Origin of the sequence: Bhargavaea beijingensis (genome assembly GCF_900101985.1) — a bacterium.
In the GTDB taxonomy this organism is placed as follows: Bacteria; Bacillota; Bacilli; order Bacillales_A; family Planococcaceae; genus Bhargavaea; species Bhargavaea beijingensis.
The window spans coordinates 187994-204747 of the sequence record NZ_FNAR01000003.1; the positions used below are offsets into that span (position 1 = coordinate 187994).

A 16754-nucleotide genomic window follows, 5' to 3' on the forward strand; every position below is an offset into this window, starting at 1 on the left:
TTTTCTTGCTAATGGATGATTGCAATATCTGTGCCAATGGGAACTCCAAGTTTAGGAGACTATTGAAAATTTCTGGTTGTATTTCGATGAGAGCTGAGGGAGTGGGGTACGGCGAAAATCGCTTGCCTCAATTGACGGGAGATCATTTATGGAAGGGAAACCGGCCTCCTCTCTCACATCAAACTGTCGGGACTTTAGACACCTCACAAATTGATGTCAAAATATTTAGACGTCTATTGATGGTAGTTGTGTAAATAGTGGAATGAAACTTGCATCGGAATTTCGCGAGGAGGGAATGATGATGAATCATTACGAAACCAGACAAAGACGTCTTATCGAATCACTTAAGGACAATGGCGTAAATGGAGCCCTGCTTCTCTCGCCAGCCAACATTTTCTATTACACGGGGTTCCTATCAAATCCGCACGAGCGTTTTATGGGCTTGGCCATCATCCCGGAAACCAGGCACGCCATACTGTTTGTACCCGCGCTTGACCATGAAGCTGCTTCCGGTGCCGCAGCAGTGGACCAGATCATCCCCATTCAGGATGACCAGCTGCCGATGCAGGCGGTCAAGGAAGTGATCCAGGGTCTGCACGGGCCGATCGGGATCGAACCGAAAGCATTGAATTACGAACGATATGTAGGACTGACCTCAACATTTCCCGACGCATGTGTTATGGACATTGAAGAGCTCATCGGCAAGCAACGGCTCAGCAAATCAGCCGATGAAGTCAGGGCCATCAGAGAAGCCATCCGCATCATCGAGCTAGTCATGGATGAGGGAATCCGGAAAGTGAAGCCGGGAATGACAGAAGCCGAACTTACCGCAGAGCTGGAATATCTGATGAGAATGCATGGTGCAGACGGCCCTTCATTCTCCACAATTGTTCTTTCGGGTGAGAAAGCCGCCCTGCCGCATGGATCTCCCGGCGCCCGGAAAATCACGGCGGGAGACTTCCTGCTGATTGATATGGGGGTCGTCAAAGACGGTTACTGCTCGGATATCACCAGAACTTTCGTCATTGGGGAGCCTACAGAAGAGCAGCAGCGGATCTATAACATCGTCCGCCGGTCCAATGAGGCAGGAATCGAAGCATCCCGTGCAGGCGTTCCGCTCTGCGGCATCGATTCGGCTTCCCGGAAAGTGATTGAAGACGAGGGTTATGGGAAGTTTTTTAACAACCGGGTCGGACACGGAGTCGGTATTGAAGTGCATGAGGCCCCTTCGGTACATGCGAAAAATGAGATCCCGGCAGAACCGGGCAATGTGTTCACGATTGAACCCGGTATCTACATTCCCGGCTACGCCGGAGTCAGGATCGAGGATATCGTCCACCTCACTGAAGACGGACACGCTGAGGTACTCACCTCCTTCCCCAAAGACCTCCGGATCATTGGACACTGAGAGAACCGGAAACCCGGCAGCATAGGCTGCCGGGTTTCTTTCTCAAAATAATGTCGAACTACTCTGCCATCTGTGGTAAGCTATTTCAAAGAAACCGCTTTCACGAAATTGCTGCAGAGGGGAGAGATTGATATGCAGCTTACGATGACACAACGCCAAGAACTGAAGCTCATCATGACGATGGAGCTGAGGCAGGCCATCGAACTTCTACAGTATTCCACTTTTGAACTGGAGCAGTTTATCAGGGAGCAGGAGGCGGAAAACCCGCTCATCGAGCTGAAAGACCGCAGCGGACCCGTTTCCTATGATGCGCCCGTTTCAAAAGCTGCAGGCGGAGAAGGCTTGAGGACCGACTGGCTAAAAGCCCCGGATGCCCTTTACCGGGACGACCTGGTTTCCATGGTCCGGCTCAACTTTTCTGACGAAGAATCCGTCCTTCTCCTTTCCTATCTGATTATGAATCTGGACGACAACGGTTACCTCACCCTGCCAGAAAACTGCGGCATCGGAGAGGAAATCCTGACAGCCGGCATTCGGATGCTTCAGGAAATCGGGCCCGCCGGCATCGGAGCCCGTAACCTGCAAGAATGCCTTTTGCTTCAGCTGGATGAAGAAGAGGACCAGTTGGCCATGCAGATGGTCAGCCACTGCTTTACTCTCCTCACTTCACGCAAGTGGAAAGAGATCGCCCAGGCGCTTCAGGTTACGCTCGCTGATGTGAAATCGGCGTTTGACCGCATCCGGACACTTAATCCGAAACCATGCTCACTGATCAATGATCAACAGACGGATTACACCTTCCCCGATGTCATCGTCGTTGAACGGGAGGGCAACCTGGAGTTCAGCCTGAATGACGGCCACCTGCCCGAAGTGAAGCTGAACACCGATTATCTCCCCTACTTGGATGCCAAAGACGAAGTCGGAAATTATTTGGCCGAGCGGCACAAGCAGTATCGCTGGCTTCTCAGCAGTCTCGAACAGCGCCGGGAAACCCTCATCAAGATCATCCGTGTCCTGGCGCAAAAACAGCAAGCCTTTTTCATTAAAGGCCCTGAAGCGCTTAACCCGCTGACGATGCGGGAAGTTGCAGAGGAAATCGGGATGCATGAGTCCACGATCAGCCGGGCAACCGCCAACAAGGTCATCAGGACACCGGCGGGCACCTTTGAGATGAAACTGCTTTTCTCCTCGAAACTGGAATCCGACGGCGGACTGTCCGTTTCCCAAAACAAAGTGAAAACGTTACTCAGGCAATACATCGACCAGGAGAACAAGCACCGGCCCCTGTCCGACCAGAAGTTGGCGGAACGCTTCAAGAAGGAGCACGGCATCACTGTCTCGCGCCGGACGATCAGTAAGTACCGGGATGAATTGAACATTCCTTCATCATCCCAGCGAAAAGATATTATCATCTGAACCGAATAAGGCCGGAGGGGACAGTTCCCCTCTGGCCTTGTTTATTACTTATCGGAAAAATGGCCCAGCCAATAGCGGTTCAGCAGAATGGCAATCCCTCCGATCAGGGCTGCCTTTAAGATCAAAAGCTGCCCTATGCCATAAGCGGATAACCCTATGATCAGCAAGGCTCCCCCCAAGCAGGCCGCAATGCGGACACCCCGATGAAAACGACCTCCTGACGCCCGCTGAACAGCACGCTCCATCGCCCACATTAGCACAACGAGGAGCAATACCGCCACGGACGCAATCCCCAAAAACTCAACTAGCGTGATCATTTCCTCATCCCCTTTTTGAAGAACATCCATCCCCCCCTCTACTATACAAGTGTCTAAAGAATAAATAGTTGATTTATTTTATTTCTTCGGATCTTTAATGTTCACAAATACACTTTTCACTTCAGTGTAATTGGCTAGTCCATAATCGCCGCCCATTTCCCGGCCGACTCCGGACTGCTTGTATCCGCCGAACGGCATGGTTTCCCACTCGAGTCCGAAGTCATTGATCCAGACCGTCCCTGACTGAAGTTTGCCTGCGATAAAGTGGCCGGATTTGATATTGGTCGTCCAGACGCTTGCCGCCAGGCCGTAATCACTGTCATTGGCCCGCTTGATGACTTCCTCAACCGTGTCAAACGGGAAAACGGCCATGACCGGCCCGAAAATCTCTTCGCGCGCAATCGTCATCTCGTCTTCGACATCCGCGAAGATGGTCGGCCGGACGAAGAACCCTTTATCCCCTGCTTTTGTGCCGCCGGAAACGAGGCGGGCGCCCTCTTCCTTCCCCTTCCGGATATACTCCAGCACAGTTTTCTGCTGCTTCGCGGACACGAGCGGACCCATTTCAGTTTCTGGATCCAGCCCCGGGCCGACCTTCAGCGCATCTGCCCGTTTGGCCAGTTCATCGACTACCTGGTCATAGAGTTTCCGGTGCACGTAGACCCGTGTGCAGGCACTGCAGTTTTGGCCGTGATTATACATCGTTCCGTTAAAGACACCTTCGATCGTCTCGTCCAGGTCCGCGTCCTCCAGCACAATGGCAGGGGATTTTCCGCCGAGTTCCAGCGTCACCCCTTTGATCTGGTCGGCCGCCTTTTTCATGACTTCCTTGCCGACCGCGGTCGACCCGGTGAATGCCACTTTGTCTACGTCCGGATGGGTGAGTATCGCTTCTCCCGCCACGCGTCCGGCGCCAGGTACGACATTCACGACTCCGTCGGGGAACCCGGCTTCTTTAAAGAGCTTGGCTGCATACAAAAGGGACAGCGGTGTCTCGCTGGCCGGCTTGATGACCACCGTGCAGCCGACCGCAAGCGCGGAACCGAGCTTCCATGCTGCCATGGCAAGCGGGAAGTTCCAAGGAATAATCTGCCCGACGACACCGACCGGCTCGTGAACCGTATACGTCACATAATCCGGTGAAACTTGTGTGGTCTTGCCGAAGATTTTGGTTGCCCAGCCCGAGTAGTACCGGAAATGCTGGACCGTTCCGTCCACATCGTCCGCAAGGGCCGTTGCATAGGGTTTTCCATTATCCAGAGACTCAAGCTGAGCGAGCTCTTCGCGATGCTCTTCAAGAAGGTCCGCGAACTTATAAATCAGATGCGACCGTTCCGCCGCCTCCATCTTCGTCCATTCGCCTTCGTCAAATGCCTTCCGTGCAGCGGCTACCGCCCTGTCGACATCTTCCTTCTGGGCTTCGCTTACTTCAGCAATGACCTCCTCCGTCGCGGGATCCAGCACCTGAAATGTTTTTCCGCTCTCGGACGGGACATCTTCTCCATTAATATAGAGTCCTTTGACCCCTTCCAGAAACTCCTGCACCCTCGGTTTCAGTTCATAATTGACTGCTTGCATGTCCTCTCCCCCTTTATGATTGTTTTACTGTTTCCAGGCTGTCCATCAGTTCCTTGAGCCGGGCATCTTCTTCGGCGGTCAGCGGCATTCTCGGCTTGCGGCAAGGTCCGCCTGCCCATCCCTTCAGCTCCATCGAACGCTTTGCAATCTGCACGTACTTGCCGGAGCCCTCCAGGAATTCACAGAGCGGCAGCAGACGATCATAAAGTTTCCATGCCTGATCCAGGTCGCCTGCCTGGTACGAGTCGTAAATGTCCGTCACAAGACGGGGAGCGATGTTGCCCGCGACCGAGATCCAGCCGGTCGCCCCGACAAAGAACGATTCAAGCACCAGCTCCTCGGAGCCGCAGAACACCTGAATGTCGCCTTCGCCCTGGCGCGCGATATCACGCGCTTTCCTGATGTCTCCGCTGGATTCCTTGATATGCGTGATATTCGGGACATCCCGGCCGACTTTAAGCAGGGTTTCCGTGCTGATGTCGACACCGGAAGTAAATGGGTTGTTGTAGATCATCACCGGGATCTTCACGGATTCCGCAACCGCCTTGAAATGGGCATAGATCTCTTTTTCCGTAGGATGTGCGTAGTACGAGTTGATAAGAAGTGCGACATCCGCTCCGGCTTTTTCCGCCTGCCGGGTGTATTCAATGGCATCGGCAGTCGTTTCGGCAGCCGTCCCGACAATCAGCGGCACCCGGCCATCCACCTGGGCCACTGCCGTTTCAACCGCCCGGAACCGCTCTTCTTTTGTAAGGCTGACAAACTCGCCCGTGCTGCCGTTGATGCAGAGGCCGGCCACGCCTTCCCGGATGAACTTTTCGATGTTTTCGGCCAATCCATTGAAATTGACTGTCTCGTCTTCGTGCATAGGTGTCACAAGTACCGGAAATGCGCCTTTGATTTCTTTCATGGTTGATTCCTCCAATAATGTTTTTGCTGAAATTTATTCAGGAAAGGTTGAGTTTCTTGCCGGACATCGTCCGCTTTTCAGCCGGGACCGCTGCAGGATCGGTATACCAGATGAACTTATTTCGGTAGCCGTATATCAGACAGATGATGATGGCGATAAAGTTGAACCAGAGAAACGGCAGATAGCTTAGCGTTGAGACGCCCAGTGCCGTTGCCATGAAAACGCCCCCGTCAGACCACGGAACCATCGGTGTCGTCAAGGTTCCTCCTGCCTCCGTATTCCGTGAAAGGACACGCCGGTCGATCTGGAGCCGGTCGTAGTTGTCTTCGGTGATCTTGCTTGCCGTGATCAGAGACACATATGCCGCCCCGCCGAAGAAGTTGCCGAAAAACCCGGAGATAAGGGTCGCAAGTGTTGCATTTCCTGCGTTCGTCGCCCATTTGGCAAGGTAATGGCCAATAGCGCGCAAGATGCCGATCCGTTCCATGAGCCCGCCCACGCCAAGGGCGAAAATGATGAGGACGATGACATCCAGCATGAACACAATTCCTCCGCGATTCAGAAGGTTGTCGATAAACGGCACGCCGGACTCGATCGCATTGCCCGTGTACATGATATTCACCGAATCTAAAACAGACTTGCCTTGGAAAAGAAAGGCCCACATTGCACCCAGGACGGATCCGAACAAAATGACCGGAATGGATGGTTTCTTCATGGCCAGAAGTGCAATGACGAGAAACGCCGGGATCAGCATGTACCAGCCGACATTAAAATACTGCTCGAGCGAAGCCATCGTCTGCGTGGCGCTGCTCATATCGCCGTCTCCCCTATAGAAGAACCCGACGACCAGGAATAGGAGCGCCGAGATGAACCAGGCCGGTGCGCTCGCGGTCAGCATGGACTTGATATGCTCGATCAGGTCCACCTTGGACAGGGACGCGGTCATCACAGTCGTGTCGGAAAGCGGTGAAAGCTTATCACCGACGTAGCAGCCGGAAATGACGGCACCTGCGACGAGCGGAAGCGGAAAGCCGAAACTTGCTCCGATTCCCATCATCGCAATGCCGGCTGTTCCGGCAGATCCGAAAGACGTACCGGTCGCAATGGAGGTCACCGTACAGATGATGAACGCGGCGAGAAGGAAGATACTCGGATTGATGACAGACAGGCCGTAATAGATGATGGACGGCACGATTCCGCCCGCAATCCACGTCCCGATCAGCGCGCCGACGGAGATCAGGATCAGCACCGCTTCCAGACCGTCATTGATCCCTTTCAGCAGGCCATCCTGCATTTGCTTGTAGTTGTAGCCGATTTTCAGGCCGACGACCATGATCAACCCCCAGGTGGTCAGCAGCGCAAGCTGGATGGAGATCCCGAATTCGACGATGAACAGATACATGATGAGCGTAAACCCGATCAGGACAAACAGAATTTCCGGAATGGTGGGAAGCCGTTTTGAATCCTCTCTCATAGAACCCCTCCTTATAGTGGGCGTCAGGGACAATCAGACAATCAGGAATCCTTGGTCAAGCGGGTCTTCACGGTCGAGGACAAACTGGTGGGCACCCGTCACAAATGGCTCGGCACGGACCAGGGCCGGCCCGCCTTCCCCATCTGGGGCTTCCGCTATGAGCGTGCTGCCGAAAATGCTTGTGTTGGAAACAGAAACTGCATGATTTCCATTCCGTTTTTCCTGAAGGGCCAGCAATGCGAAGGTCGTGTCAATGCCGGGGGAACGCAGAATATAGCCGTCTTTTTCAAACGTCACGCTTCTGAACCCTCCTCCCGGAAGTTCTTCAGCCAGCACGACGCCGGTGATAGCATGGGTTGCACTGGCATATTCCGCCGCTTTTCCTGCCCCCCACTCACTGATCACGGATAAATGGGCCAAATCGATTTCCGGGATGGCCGGCGGCAACGGGTAAATGAGGTATTTTCGCTTTCCGTCAAGCAGGGCTGTGGATGATTGGGAAGTACGTGTCACAGAGGCGGCCTTGTTCCGCACGCTGATTTGAGCGACTTCGTCTCCATTGAAATCGGCACTGAGCTCAATCACGCCTTCTGTGGTTTCCGCCGTATAACGGCCGTTTTCCCGGCGCTTCAGCCCCCCGGTTTCAAGCAGGGCGCCGACAGCAGCAAGGACACCTTCATACTTGAATGCGCTTGCTTGCCGGTGGGAGAAAAAGAGCAGACCGATATCCGCGCGATCGGAGCCGACCGGAATGACACCGTGCATCCCCCGGTGGCCCCGGGGTTCGTTCAGAAGAAGGTTCTTCTCAGCCGAGAAGTTTCTGGCCAGTTGTTCGGATTGGGCTTTCAGGCCCGTTCCGCTTAGAAGGATCGGTGATTGGGTGACGATGCGGTATGCTTCTCCTGCCACATGGGCATCCAACGAACTGAACATTTTTCCGAATTCCATTTAAACACGCTCCTTTGCCGTCTCGCACGCAGGCTCATGATCCATCGGCGGTATCAGTAAATAGCCTTCACGGAGAGGGTCGCGTTCGTTGTAGAAGAACTTGTGCATCCCCATCACCCAGGCGGAGCCTGTCACTTCCGTCACGACTGCATCCAATGGCCCTGCGGTTGCCGTGTCGACCACCCTTGCCTTGAACAGTGTTCCGACGATACTTTCGTGTACAAAACGTTCCTTCTTCCGGATCTGCCCATGTGAGTAAAGGGTTGCAAGCTTGGCGGAAGTGCCGGTTCCGCATGGAGAACGGTCAATCCCCCCCGGCGGGACGACGACGGTATTCTTCACGTCGGCATCGGGATGGACCGGTTTCGTGAAGAACTCGATATGCGTAAGTCCGTGGATAAACGGGAATTCCGGATGAACAATTTCTTCGCGTTCATTGATCTTGTTCCGGATCAGGATGGCTTTGCTGATGATTTCCGCAGCATGTTCCTCGGTCAGTTCTATTCCGAGCGAATCCGCGTCAATGATGGCGTAAAAGTTCCCGCCATAGGCGATATCGGCCTGAACGTCCCCGATGCCTTCCACGTCAATCGAGATCGACCTCAGAAGGAACGCGGGAACATTCTCGAAAGTCACTTCCTTCGCTTTCCCGTCCTCTACAAGGACCTGCACATCGATCAGCCCGGCCGGCGTATCGATCTTGAGGTTCGTAAACGGCTCCTGCACTTCGACCAGCCCCGCCTCGATCAGCGCCGTACAAAAACCGATCGTGTCATGGCCGCACATCGGCAGGTAGCCCCCGGTTTCGATATAAATTACGCCGACATCCGCTTCCGGATGGCAGGGGTCCGTTAGAAGTGCACCGGACATGACGCTATGACCTCGGGGCTCGTTCATCAGGTGTTTGCGGATCCAGTCATAATGCTCTTGCATATAGAGCATTTTCTCTCCCATCGTTTCCCCTTCCAATGGCGGCAGACCGCTGATCAGCGTCCTTGTCGGGTTCCCCCCTGTATGTGTATCAATTGTCGTAAACAGCCGCTCGTACCTCACTTGATTCCCACCTCCACTTTCTTTTCTTTGAACCGGCCGATCCGGAGCGGTTCGGTCGGAATGCATGTCTCCTTGCCGCTCAGCATTTCCTCCATCACTTTACCGGTGACGGCGGCAAGGCTGATTCCGTCCCCTTCGTGTCCTGCCGCGATATAAAAGCCCGGAACTTCCACTGCTTCGGAGACAATCGGCAGATGATCCTCCGTCCACGGCCTGAGCCCCGCGTACGTGCGGATCACCGTCATGTCGGCCATCTTCGGATAAAACCGGACTGCCCGCTTTGCAATATAGCGGGTCACTTCGTGGTTCACCCGTGTATCGTAGCCGGCAAACTGCCGGCTGCTGCCGATCAGGAAATTCTGGCTTTCCGTCGGTTCGAACACGAGCGCCACTCCGTACTTTTCCGTCATTTCATCGACCACACGCTCTCCTCCGAACTTGGAGATCAGATAACCGAACTCCATCACCTTCCGGAGACCGACGGGCTGCTGGCGCGATGCGACAATCAGTTGCCCTTTTCTCGGATAGATCGGCACCTCCACGTCAAGCATCTTGCCGATATGCGGCGCCCATACCCCGGCCGCATTGACCACTTTGTTTGCCGTGAACGTTGTCCCGCCGGTTTCAATCATGAACTGACCATCCGTGTTCCTTGAGAGATTCTTCACTTCCGTATTCGTGTGGATCCTGGCACCCTGCTTTTCTGCCGAATGGAACATTGAAAACGTCAGCATATACGGATTAACGGTCGAGTCCGTCTTGCACTCCAGCCCGCCGTAAAGATCATCAGCAAAAAACTTCGATTCATTCCTCAGGTCTTCGCGGTCCAGCATCCGGAAGTCGAGGCCTGCGTCGCATTGCTGCCGGACCCATTTTTCCGCGGCTTCCATCTCGGCATCGTTTTCACAAACCAGGATGCTTCCCGGATTGCGGTATTCGAATTTCACTTCCAGTTCCTGATCCAACTCATGGACCAGTTTCTGACTGACCAGTGACATCTGGCTGTCAAACCCCGGATCCTTGTCGATGGCCAAGATATTGCCGTCGCAGCGCGAGGAAGTCCCGCTGGCGAGCGTACTTTTTTCAAGGACGGTGATGTCGAGACCGGCTTTGGATCCGTAATAGGCGATGGCTGCCCCTATGATCCCGCCGCCGATGACGACAATGTCACGATGCTCTCGGGATAACAATGAACATCCCCCTTTCTAAATTCCGTCTTACAGATGGTATTGCAAGAGGCATGCCAACTTTCCAAAAGGCGGTTCAAGCAAGTTTTCTCTTTTCAGTATTGAATTTTCTTATTATTCATGTAAAATTCTCTTTACACTGACTAATTATTTGGACAGGAGAGAGATCAATGCCCCGAAAACTGCAGCTCAATGACGTCATGGTGCCCGGTTTGCCTGCCGGTGGAACCGAAGAGCTTCCCACCCTTCCGGAGAACAGCGTATTGGACGAGGTCCTGCCTTTGCTGAAGAGATCCGAAACGGTCATTGCCCTGGACGAAAGCGGCTCTCCTATCGGATACACCGACTTGAAGACAGCTCTGGACGAAATCGTGTTGGCTTATAAAAAGGAAAAGGCCTATCTTGAAGCCATCCTGCAGACCATCAACGATTCCTGCACAGTGATCGACTACGAGAAGAGAGTGGTCCATTGGACGGAGGGGGCCGAACGGATTTTCTCTGTCCAGGAAGAGGAGATTCTCGGAAAGCCGATCACCGACTTTTTTGAAGCAGAGCATCTTGAGATTCTGAACACGCTCGAGACCGGTTCTTCCGTAAGAAACCAGCAGCACCATGCCAGGGAAGACCTCGTTGTCCTCATCAACTCCAATCCGGTCCGGCTGGAAGACCGTGTGATTGGCGCGGTCGTTTCCGAGACCGACATCACCAGCCAAATCCGGCTGAACAACGAATTGCACAGCACTTCGGAAAAACTGTTCCGGCTCGAGGAGCAATTGCGGAAAACTTCTCCGACGGACAACCCGTTTTCCTATATAAAAGGCAACAGCCGGGCTCTCAAGCGTACGTTGGAGCTGACGCGCAAAGCGGCACGGACAGACGCGAACATCCTGATCAACGGGGAGAGCGGCGTCGGCAAAGAACTGTTCGCAAAAGCCGTCCATCACTTGCGTGAGACAGACACCGCCCCGTTTATCGCGCTGAACTGCGGGGCCATATCGGAGAGCCTGTTTGAGAGCGAAATTTTCGGATATGAAAAAGGCGCCTTCTCGGGCGCTGACTCAAAAGGTAAAAAAGGAAAAGTGGAGCTTGCCAAAGGCGGCACCCTCTTCCTCGACGAAATTGGAGAGATGCCCCTTGAGATGCAGGTGAAATTCCTCCGCGTGCTTCAGGAAAAGCGGTTTTTCCGGGTCGGCGGCGCAAAAGAACTGGATGTCGACTTCCGGATTATCGCTGCGACGAACCGCGATCTCAAAGAACTGGTAGACGACGGAAAGTTCCGCGAAGACCTTTATTACCGGCTGAATGTCGTCAATATCAAGGTCCCGCCCCTCCGCGAACGCATCGAAGACATCATCGAACTGACCCATTACTTTCTTTATGAAATTTCGATGAAGTATAACCGGCCGATCCACGGCATCTCCCAGGAAGTGATGCAGTCTCTCATGAATCACAGCTGGCCGGGAAATGTCAGGGAGCTGCATAATGTCATCGAACGGCTCGTCATCTTTTCCGACCATGGAGAAATCCGCATAGATGACCTGCCTCCTGAAATCGAGCAAATCCATACGTCCGCTCAATCTCCTTCCTTGCTTCAGGAAAAGGGCAGCGGAACATTGAATGAACAACTGGGCGAGTATGAAAAGAATATTATCCTTAAAGAATTAAAAGCGGCCGGCGGCAATAAGCAGCAGTGCGCCGCCAACCTTGGAATCACAAGGGCCACACTCTATAACCGGATGAATAAACTCGGTATCGAGCTCTGACTCATCTTGGCAAGGAACTTGCATGTAGTTGGTCAGCAGCAAAACTTCAGCAAGAGGTGATTCGGATGACTGATCGAGACATGATTGTATGCAGATGCGAAGAAGTGTCATATGGGGAATTGGTGGACACCGCCGGACAGTTTGCCTGTAATTCCCGTGAGCTCAAGCTCCGCACAAGAGCCGGGATGGGATATTGCGGAGGCAGGACCTGCCGCTCCTCAGTGGACGCCATTGCGCTGGCAGCCGCCGAGCGGGACAACACGCAGATCACGCTGAAATACCAGCCGCCTGTCCGGCCGGTTCATTTCGGGGATTTGGGGGCGATCTCAAATGACTGAGCGCATCCTTGACCATCCTGTTCTCGGCGCACTGGAACCGGATCAGACGGTCACATTCACTTTTAACGGCATGACGTACGAAGGCCGTGACGGAGAGCCGATCGCGGCCGCCCTCCTCGCCGCGGGCGTGCGCACGCTCCGGCATCATGAAGAAAGCGGGACACCCAGGGGCATCTACTGCAACATCGGACACTGTTTTGAATGCCGTGTGGAAGTTGACGGCCAACAGGGCGTCCGCGCCTGCCTCACCCCTGTCCGGGAAGGCATGGTGATTAACGGGGGCGGTCCACTGCCCGCTCCGGTACGTGATTGGAGGAAGAACCATGCGTGACCTGATCATCATCGGAAGCGGCCCGGCAGGCCTCACTGCCGCCATCACCGCAGCAGAGCACGGACTGGACATTCTCGTCATCGACGAATATCTGAAGCCGGGAGGACGTCTCCTCGGACAGCTTTATGAGGAACCGGGCGGCAACTGGTGGAACGGCATCGAGGAAAGCAGGAAGCTTTCCGAGCGGGCCGGAGCGCTCGGATTGGACATCCGCCTCGGGGTATCCGTCCATAATATCGAACAGGAAAACGGTTCCTGGCTGGTTTATACGGATCGGGAAACATTTGAAGCCAAATCCCTTCTCCTGGCGACCGGGGCCGCAGAAGCACCCGTTGCCATACCGGGCTGGACCCTTCCCGGTGTCATGTCGGTCGGCGCCGCACAGGTGATGACCAACGTCCATCGGGTAAAACCCGGCCAAAAAGGGGTCATCATCGGCGTGAATGTCCTTTCGTCGGCCATCGCCATGGAGCTGCACATCGCAGGAATCGAGGTTGCCGCCATCGCCTTGCCGAAGAACAACCGGGTCAATGGCTCTGCGGCCATCCCAACTGAGGTGATGAACGCCCTCCTGCATGTGTCGCATATGGCGCCATCGGCATTCGTGAAGATGGGCAGCAAGCTGATGAAAAATGAGTTCATGAAAAAAATGGGCATCACCTTCTATCCGAAAAACGGTGTCCGCATGTGGGACATCCCCGTGATGCTGCGCAAGGCGGTCATCCGGATCGAGGGAACCGACCAAGTGGAGGGGGTCACCCTCGCCACGGTGACCGCTGACGGCAAAGTCATATCGGGAACGGAGGAAGTCATCGGCTGTGACTTTGTCTGCATAGCAGGAGGCCTTTATCCGCTTGCGGAGCTTGCCGCACTGACGGGTTGTCCGTTTTATCATATCGACGAACTCGGCGGCTCCGTCCCGCTCCACTCCGAGGACATGCGCACACCGCTCGACGGGCTTTACGTTGCCGGCAACATCACCGGCATTGAAGGCGCCAAAGTTGCCATGAGCCAAGGGAAAACGGCAGCATTATCGATTGCGAAAGACCTTGGGAAAGACATTGCAGAAGCTTCCCTTTCGGAAGCGATCCGACAAATCTCCTCTACACGTTCGGATGCGCATATTCAATTCCATCAGGATGTCGAGGTCGGGAGGAGAAAGCTTCAGGAGTACTGGGAGCAGCATGCCACAGGAAAGCGAAACATATTGGTTTAACGACAAGAGACCGGGAAGGGCATGGCCCCCGGTCTCTCTTTTATTTCAGGCTTCCACCCCTTCAATGATGACCAGTTCTTTCGTCGATGGAGTGAGCGTTTCGCAACCGGCCTCGGTGACCAGCAATACGTCTTCCACCCTCGCGCCGCCGACACCCGGAAGATAGATGCCCGGCTCGATCGTGATCACCATGCCCGGTTCAAGGGTCTTCTCTGTATCTGTGGAGAAAAGCGGCTTTTCATGGACCTCGAGGCCAATTCCGTGTCCGGTGCCCGTACCGGATCGATCATGATAGCCGCTCTCGATCAGGGCTTTTCTCATCAGGGCATCGACATCGCTGTCCTTCATTCCCGGCCGGATGCCATGGAAGCAATCCATGAATGACCGGCAGACCACTTCCTGGATTTCACGCATTTGTTCATTAGGCTCTCCAATCGCGACCGTCCGGGAAATATCCGCCCAGTAGCCGTCATAATTGGCACCGAAGTCGATGGTGATCATCTCCCCCTTTCCGATAACTTTTTCACTTGCCCGGCCATGAGGAAGCGACGAGCGGGCCCCCGACGCGACAATCGGATAAAAACCGACGGCATGGCCGCCGCGGCTCTCGATGAACCGCACCAGCTCATCCGCGACTTCCCGCTCCTTTTGACCCGGCCGGATATAGTCCAGGATATGGATGTATGCATCATCCGTAATTTTTGAGGCCATCCGCATTTTCTCAAGCTCATCCGGGCCCTTGATCATCCGGATGTTTTCGACGAAATCAAAGGTCGGAACCAGCTCCGCCGTGACGCCGCCCTTCAGCCTTTCGTAATTTCCATAGCTGAGATGTTGCTGTTCGAAACCGACCCTTTTTAGCCCGAGTCTGGTGATCTCACGGGCGGCTTCATCAAAAATCTTCTGCTTGTGGCCGGTGTGTTCGGCGTGCAGTACAACCGGCAGGCCGGTCTGCTGGGCAGCCTGCTCATGGTAACGGTAATCGACAATCATTTCCGCCGTCTCCTGTGTAATCAGGACGAGACCATGGCTTCCCGTGAACCCCGTCACATACCGCCGGTTCCATTCCCCATTGATGACCAGGCCGTCCAGTCCCTGCTTCTTCAGTTGTTCCCGGATCGTTTCGATAGTTTTCATTGTTTTTCTCCCCCTTTTTAGCAGATGTCCGGTGCAGCTGTTTCAGCTCTGACGCTCCTCTCCGGTTCTTCCAGCAAAAATCCTTCCGGCATCGGATCTTCCGGATCGAGGAGAAATTCATGAATCCCGGTCAGGTAGCCTTTTCCGCTCACTTCCGGGATGACCGCATCCCTTTCCCCGACACGGACCAGCCTCAGGATGGTTCCCTTGAATTGACCATCCGTAATGCTTTCATGGACAAAACTTTCGCCTTCACCCAACTCCCCGTGGGCATAAAGGCTGGCGAGCCTGGCGCAGGTTCCGGTTCCGCACGGGGAACGATCGACTTGCTCATCTGCAAAGACGGTCACGTTGCGGAGGTCAGATGTTGCCAGATGCGGCTTGTCCGAGTAAATGACCCCATAGATGCCGTTGAGTCCTGGTTCCAGCGGATGGACGACATCCACTGCCTGTTCAGCGGCCCGCTTGATTTGCGTTGCCCATTTTTTCAATTCGGGCAGGTCTTTCTTTTGCACACCGAGGTTTAATTGGGAAGCCGGAAGAATGACATAGAACGCGCCGCCAAATGAAAGGTCGACCTTGAGCTTCTTGCCCCCGACGGTTAGGGCAAGGGCTTTTTCAAGGACAAAAGACGGGACGTTTTCAAAGGAGACCTGCTTCACCTTGCCGCCTTCCACCTCTGCGCGCGCGACGACCTTACCTGCCGGACTGTCGATGATGAACGTCCGGCTTTCTTCTTTCATTTCAAAACGGCCGGTCTCAATGCCCATCGTCAGCACACCGACGATGCCATGCCCGCACATCGTGCTCCACCCTTCGTTGTGCATAAAGAGGACTCCAAAATCAGAATCTTTCTCTGCCGGCGGTGTAAGGATACAGCCATACATCCCGTGATGCCCTCTCGGCTCCAGCATCAGGGTTTTCCGGATATGATCCAAGTTTTCCATGCAGTAAGCTCTTCGCTCCAGTTGACTGTCCCCCGGAATTTCAGGTAGACCCCCAGTAATGATCCGAAGCGGTTCCCCCGCTACATGCACATCAACCGATGTAAATGTGTCGCTTGCCACTTCATCCATCCCCTTTCGGATTTTCTACTATTGCTTGCATGTTTTATGCCAATGCCGAGGCCGGTCGGGAAATACATTCATTTCGTCAAATTCCTTTGGAAATCGAAGCCGTCCGCTTTATTTCCCGGGAAATATGTCGAAAAAAAAGCCTCCGCATAAAGAGGCTTTCAGAAAGTCAAAATCCGTTATACATCATCCCGCCGAAAAAGGCGAAGCCGAAAATGATCAGCATCAGCACGAACATCCCCACGCTGATGGCCACGAGAATAAACGCGGTGAGCAAGTACAGGCCGTAGTTATGGAACAGTTCACTTAGTGCGCGTGTATCCCCGCCCTCCTGGATGGTTGCTGCTGATTTGCCGGTTTTGTAGATCAGATACCCCATAAAGAGCGTGATTCCGCCCGGTATTGCACCGACAATAAAGTAAAACAGGCCGAAAAATGCATAAATCCCGCCGGTGATCATCATGGCGATGCCGGTCACCTTGCCCCACAACGCGATGCGCTGGAGCCCCTTCTGCGCCACCGCTTCTTCAAACGATTGTGCTTGCATATTCCATTCTCTCCTTTTCTTATCCTCTTCTTCCATTTTGACCGAATGCACACCGGGT

Annotated in this window: 16 protein-coding genes; 6 read left to right on the plus strand and 10 right to left on the minus strand. The window is 54.2% G+C overall.

What is annotated here, in order from left to right:
* The first annotated feature begins 301 nt into the window (after positions 1-301).
* Together BLT01_RS04090 and rpoN are read left to right on the plus strand one after the other, a co-directional pair.
* Positions 302-1408: a M24 family metallopeptidase gene (locus tag BLT01_RS04090; RefSeq protein ID WP_176765034.1), complete on the plus strand. Its 1107-nt coding sequence runs from the start codon at positions 302-304 to the stop codon at positions 1406-1408.
* 132 nt (positions 1409-1540) lie between these two features.
* A complete protein-coding gene (gene rpoN, locus BLT01_RS04095) occupies positions 1541-2824 on the plus strand; it encodes an RNA polymerase factor sigma-54 (RefSeq protein WP_092094871.1) in 1284 nt (427 codons plus the stop codon).
* Between the two features lie 44 nt (positions 2825-2868).
* Here the strand turns inward: rpoN and BLT01_RS04100 are convergent, their stop codons facing one another.
* From BLT01_RS04100 to BLT01_RS04130, 7 genes are read right to left on the minus strand one after another with little or no spacing between them, the layout of a single operon-like run.
* The gene (locus BLT01_RS04100) at positions 2869-3171 is read right to left on the minus strand and encodes a hypothetical protein (RefSeq protein ID WP_092094873.1); all 303 of its coding nucleotides are present in this window, start codon (positions 3169-3171) and stop codon (positions 2869-2871) included.
* A gap of 48 nt (positions 3172-3219) precedes the next feature.
* Positions 3220-4719 carry an aldehyde dehydrogenase family protein gene (locus tag BLT01_RS04105; RefSeq protein ID WP_092094875.1) on the minus strand — a complete coding sequence of 500 codons (1500 nt, stop codon included), beginning with the start codon at positions 4717-4719 and terminating at the stop codon, positions 3220-3222.
* Positions 4720-4732: 13 nt separating this feature from the next.
* Entirely contained in the window at positions 4733-5629 is an 897-nt protein-coding gene (dapA, locus tag BLT01_RS04110; protein WP_092094877.1) for a 4-hydroxy-tetrahydrodipicolinate synthase, read from the minus strand.
* 37 nt (positions 5630-5666) lie between these two features.
* Positions 5667-7103, minus strand: a complete 1437-nt coding sequence (gene nhaC, locus BLT01_RS04115; protein WP_092094879.1) for a Na+/H+ antiporter NhaC — start codon at positions 7101-7103, stop codon at positions 5667-5669.
* Between the two features lie 33 nt (positions 7104-7136).
* Positions 7137-8051 (minus strand): proline racemase family protein, encoded by a 915-nt coding sequence (locus BLT01_RS04120; protein ID WP_092094881.1) that lies wholly within the window; start codon positions 8049-8051, stop codon positions 7137-7139.
* A complete protein-coding gene (locus BLT01_RS04125; RefSeq protein ID WP_092094883.1) occupies positions 8052-9104 on the minus strand; it encodes a proline racemase family protein in 1053 nt (350 codons plus the stop codon).
* Positions 9101-10294: an NAD(P)/FAD-dependent oxidoreductase gene (locus BLT01_RS04130; RefSeq protein WP_092094885.1), complete on the minus strand. Its 1194-nt coding sequence runs from the start codon at positions 10292-10294 to the stop codon at positions 9101-9103. Before BLT01_RS04130 ends, BLT01_RS04125 begins: the two co-directional genes overlap by 4 nt.
* Positions 10295-10461: 167 nt before the next feature.
* Between BLT01_RS04130 and BLT01_RS04135 the strand changes: the two genes are divergently transcribed.
* The 4 genes from BLT01_RS04135 (at position 10462) to BLT01_RS04150 (ending at position 13939) form a co-directional block, all read left to right on the plus strand.
* Positions 10462-12054 (plus strand): sigma-54 interaction domain-containing protein, encoded by a 1593-nt coding sequence (locus BLT01_RS04135; RefSeq protein WP_092094887.1) that lies wholly within the window; start codon positions 10462-10464, stop codon positions 12052-12054.
* A gap of 65 nt (positions 12055-12119) precedes the next feature.
* Entirely contained in the window at positions 12120-12392 is a 273-nt protein-coding gene (locus BLT01_RS04140) for a (2Fe-2S)-binding protein (RefSeq protein ID WP_092094889.1), read from the plus strand.
* A complete protein-coding gene (locus tag BLT01_RS04145; RefSeq protein ID WP_092094891.1) occupies positions 12385-12723 on the plus strand; it encodes a (2Fe-2S)-binding protein in 339 nt (112 codons plus the stop codon). The genes BLT01_RS04140 and BLT01_RS04145 overlap by 8 nt, the downstream gene beginning before the upstream one ends.
* A complete protein-coding gene (locus BLT01_RS04150; RefSeq protein WP_092094893.1) occupies positions 12716-13939 on the plus strand; it encodes an NAD(P)/FAD-dependent oxidoreductase in 1224 nt (407 codons plus the stop codon). The genes BLT01_RS04145 and BLT01_RS04150 overlap by 8 nt, the downstream gene beginning before the upstream one ends.
* 45 nt (positions 13940-13984) lie before the next feature.
* Here BLT01_RS04150 and BLT01_RS04155 read toward each other — a convergent pair whose 3' ends face one another.
* The 3 genes from BLT01_RS04155 to BLT01_RS04165 form a co-directional block, all read right to left on the minus strand.
* The gene (locus BLT01_RS04155; RefSeq protein ID WP_092094895.1) at positions 13985-15076 is read right to left on the minus strand and encodes a M24 family metallopeptidase; all 1092 of its coding nucleotides are present in this window, start codon (positions 15074-15076) and stop codon (positions 13985-13987) included.
* Between the two features lie 17 nt (positions 15077-15093).
* Positions 15094-16152 carry a proline racemase family protein gene (locus tag BLT01_RS04160; RefSeq protein ID WP_092094897.1) on the minus strand — a complete coding sequence of 353 codons (1059 nt, stop codon included), beginning with the start codon at positions 16150-16152 and terminating at the stop codon, positions 15094-15096.
* Between the two features lie 166 nt (positions 16153-16318).
* The gene (locus tag BLT01_RS04165; protein WP_092094899.1) at positions 16319-16696 is read right to left on the minus strand and encodes a DUF5362 family protein; all 378 of its coding nucleotides are present in this window, start codon (positions 16694-16696) and stop codon (positions 16319-16321) included.
* Positions 16697-16754: the final 58 nt, after the last annotated feature.

Coding starts and splice junctions, on each gene's coding strand:
- nhaC (WP_092094879.1), bottom strand. CDS start 7,103: ATGAGAGAGGATTCAAAACGGCTTCCCACCATTCCGGAAATTCTGTTT.
- BLT01_RS04100 (WP_092094873.1), bottom strand. CDS start 3,171: ATGGATGTTCTTCAAAAAGGGGATGAGGAAATGATCACGCTAGTTGAG.
- BLT01_RS04160 (WP_092094897.1), bottom strand. CDS start 16,152: ATGGATGAAGTGGCAAGCGACACATTTACATCGGTTGATGTGCATGTA.
- BLT01_RS04140 (WP_092094889.1), top strand. CDS start 12,120: ATGACTGATCGAGACATGATTGTATGCAGATGCGAAGAAGTGTCATAT.
- BLT01_RS04145 (WP_092094891.1), top strand. CDS start 12,385: ATGACTGAGCGCATCCTTGACCATCCTGTTCTCGGCGCACTGGAACCG.
- dapA (WP_092094877.1), bottom strand. CDS start 5,629: ATGAAAGAAATCAAAGGCGCATTTCCGGTACTTGTGACACCTATGCAC.
- BLT01_RS04120 (WP_092094881.1), bottom strand. CDS start 8,051: ATGGAATTCGGAAAAATGTTCAGTTCGTTGGATGCCCATGTGGCAGGA.
- BLT01_RS04155 (WP_092094895.1), bottom strand. CDS start 15,076: ATGAAAACTATCGAAACGATCCGGGAACAACTGAAGAAGCAGGGACTG.
- BLT01_RS04090 (WP_176765034.1), top strand. CDS start 302: ATGAATCATTACGAAACCAGACAAAGACGTCTTATCGAATCACTTAAG.
- rpoN (WP_092094871.1), top strand. CDS start 1,541: ATGCAGCTTACGATGACACAACGCCAAGAACTGAAGCTCATCATGACG.
- BLT01_RS04135 (WP_092094887.1), top strand. CDS start 10,462: ATGCCCCGAAAACTGCAGCTCAATGACGTCATGGTGCCCGGTTTGCCT.
- BLT01_RS04105 (WP_092094875.1), bottom strand. CDS start 4,719: ATGCAAGCAGTCAATTATGAACTGAAACCGAGGGTGCAGGAGTTTCTG.
- BLT01_RS04150 (WP_092094893.1), top strand. CDS start 12,716: ATGCGTGACCTGATCATCATCGGAAGCGGCCCGGCAGGCCTCACTGCC.
- BLT01_RS04165 (WP_092094899.1), bottom strand. CDS start 16,696: ATGCAAGCACAATCGTTTGAAGAAGCGGTGGCGCAGAAGGGGCTCCAG.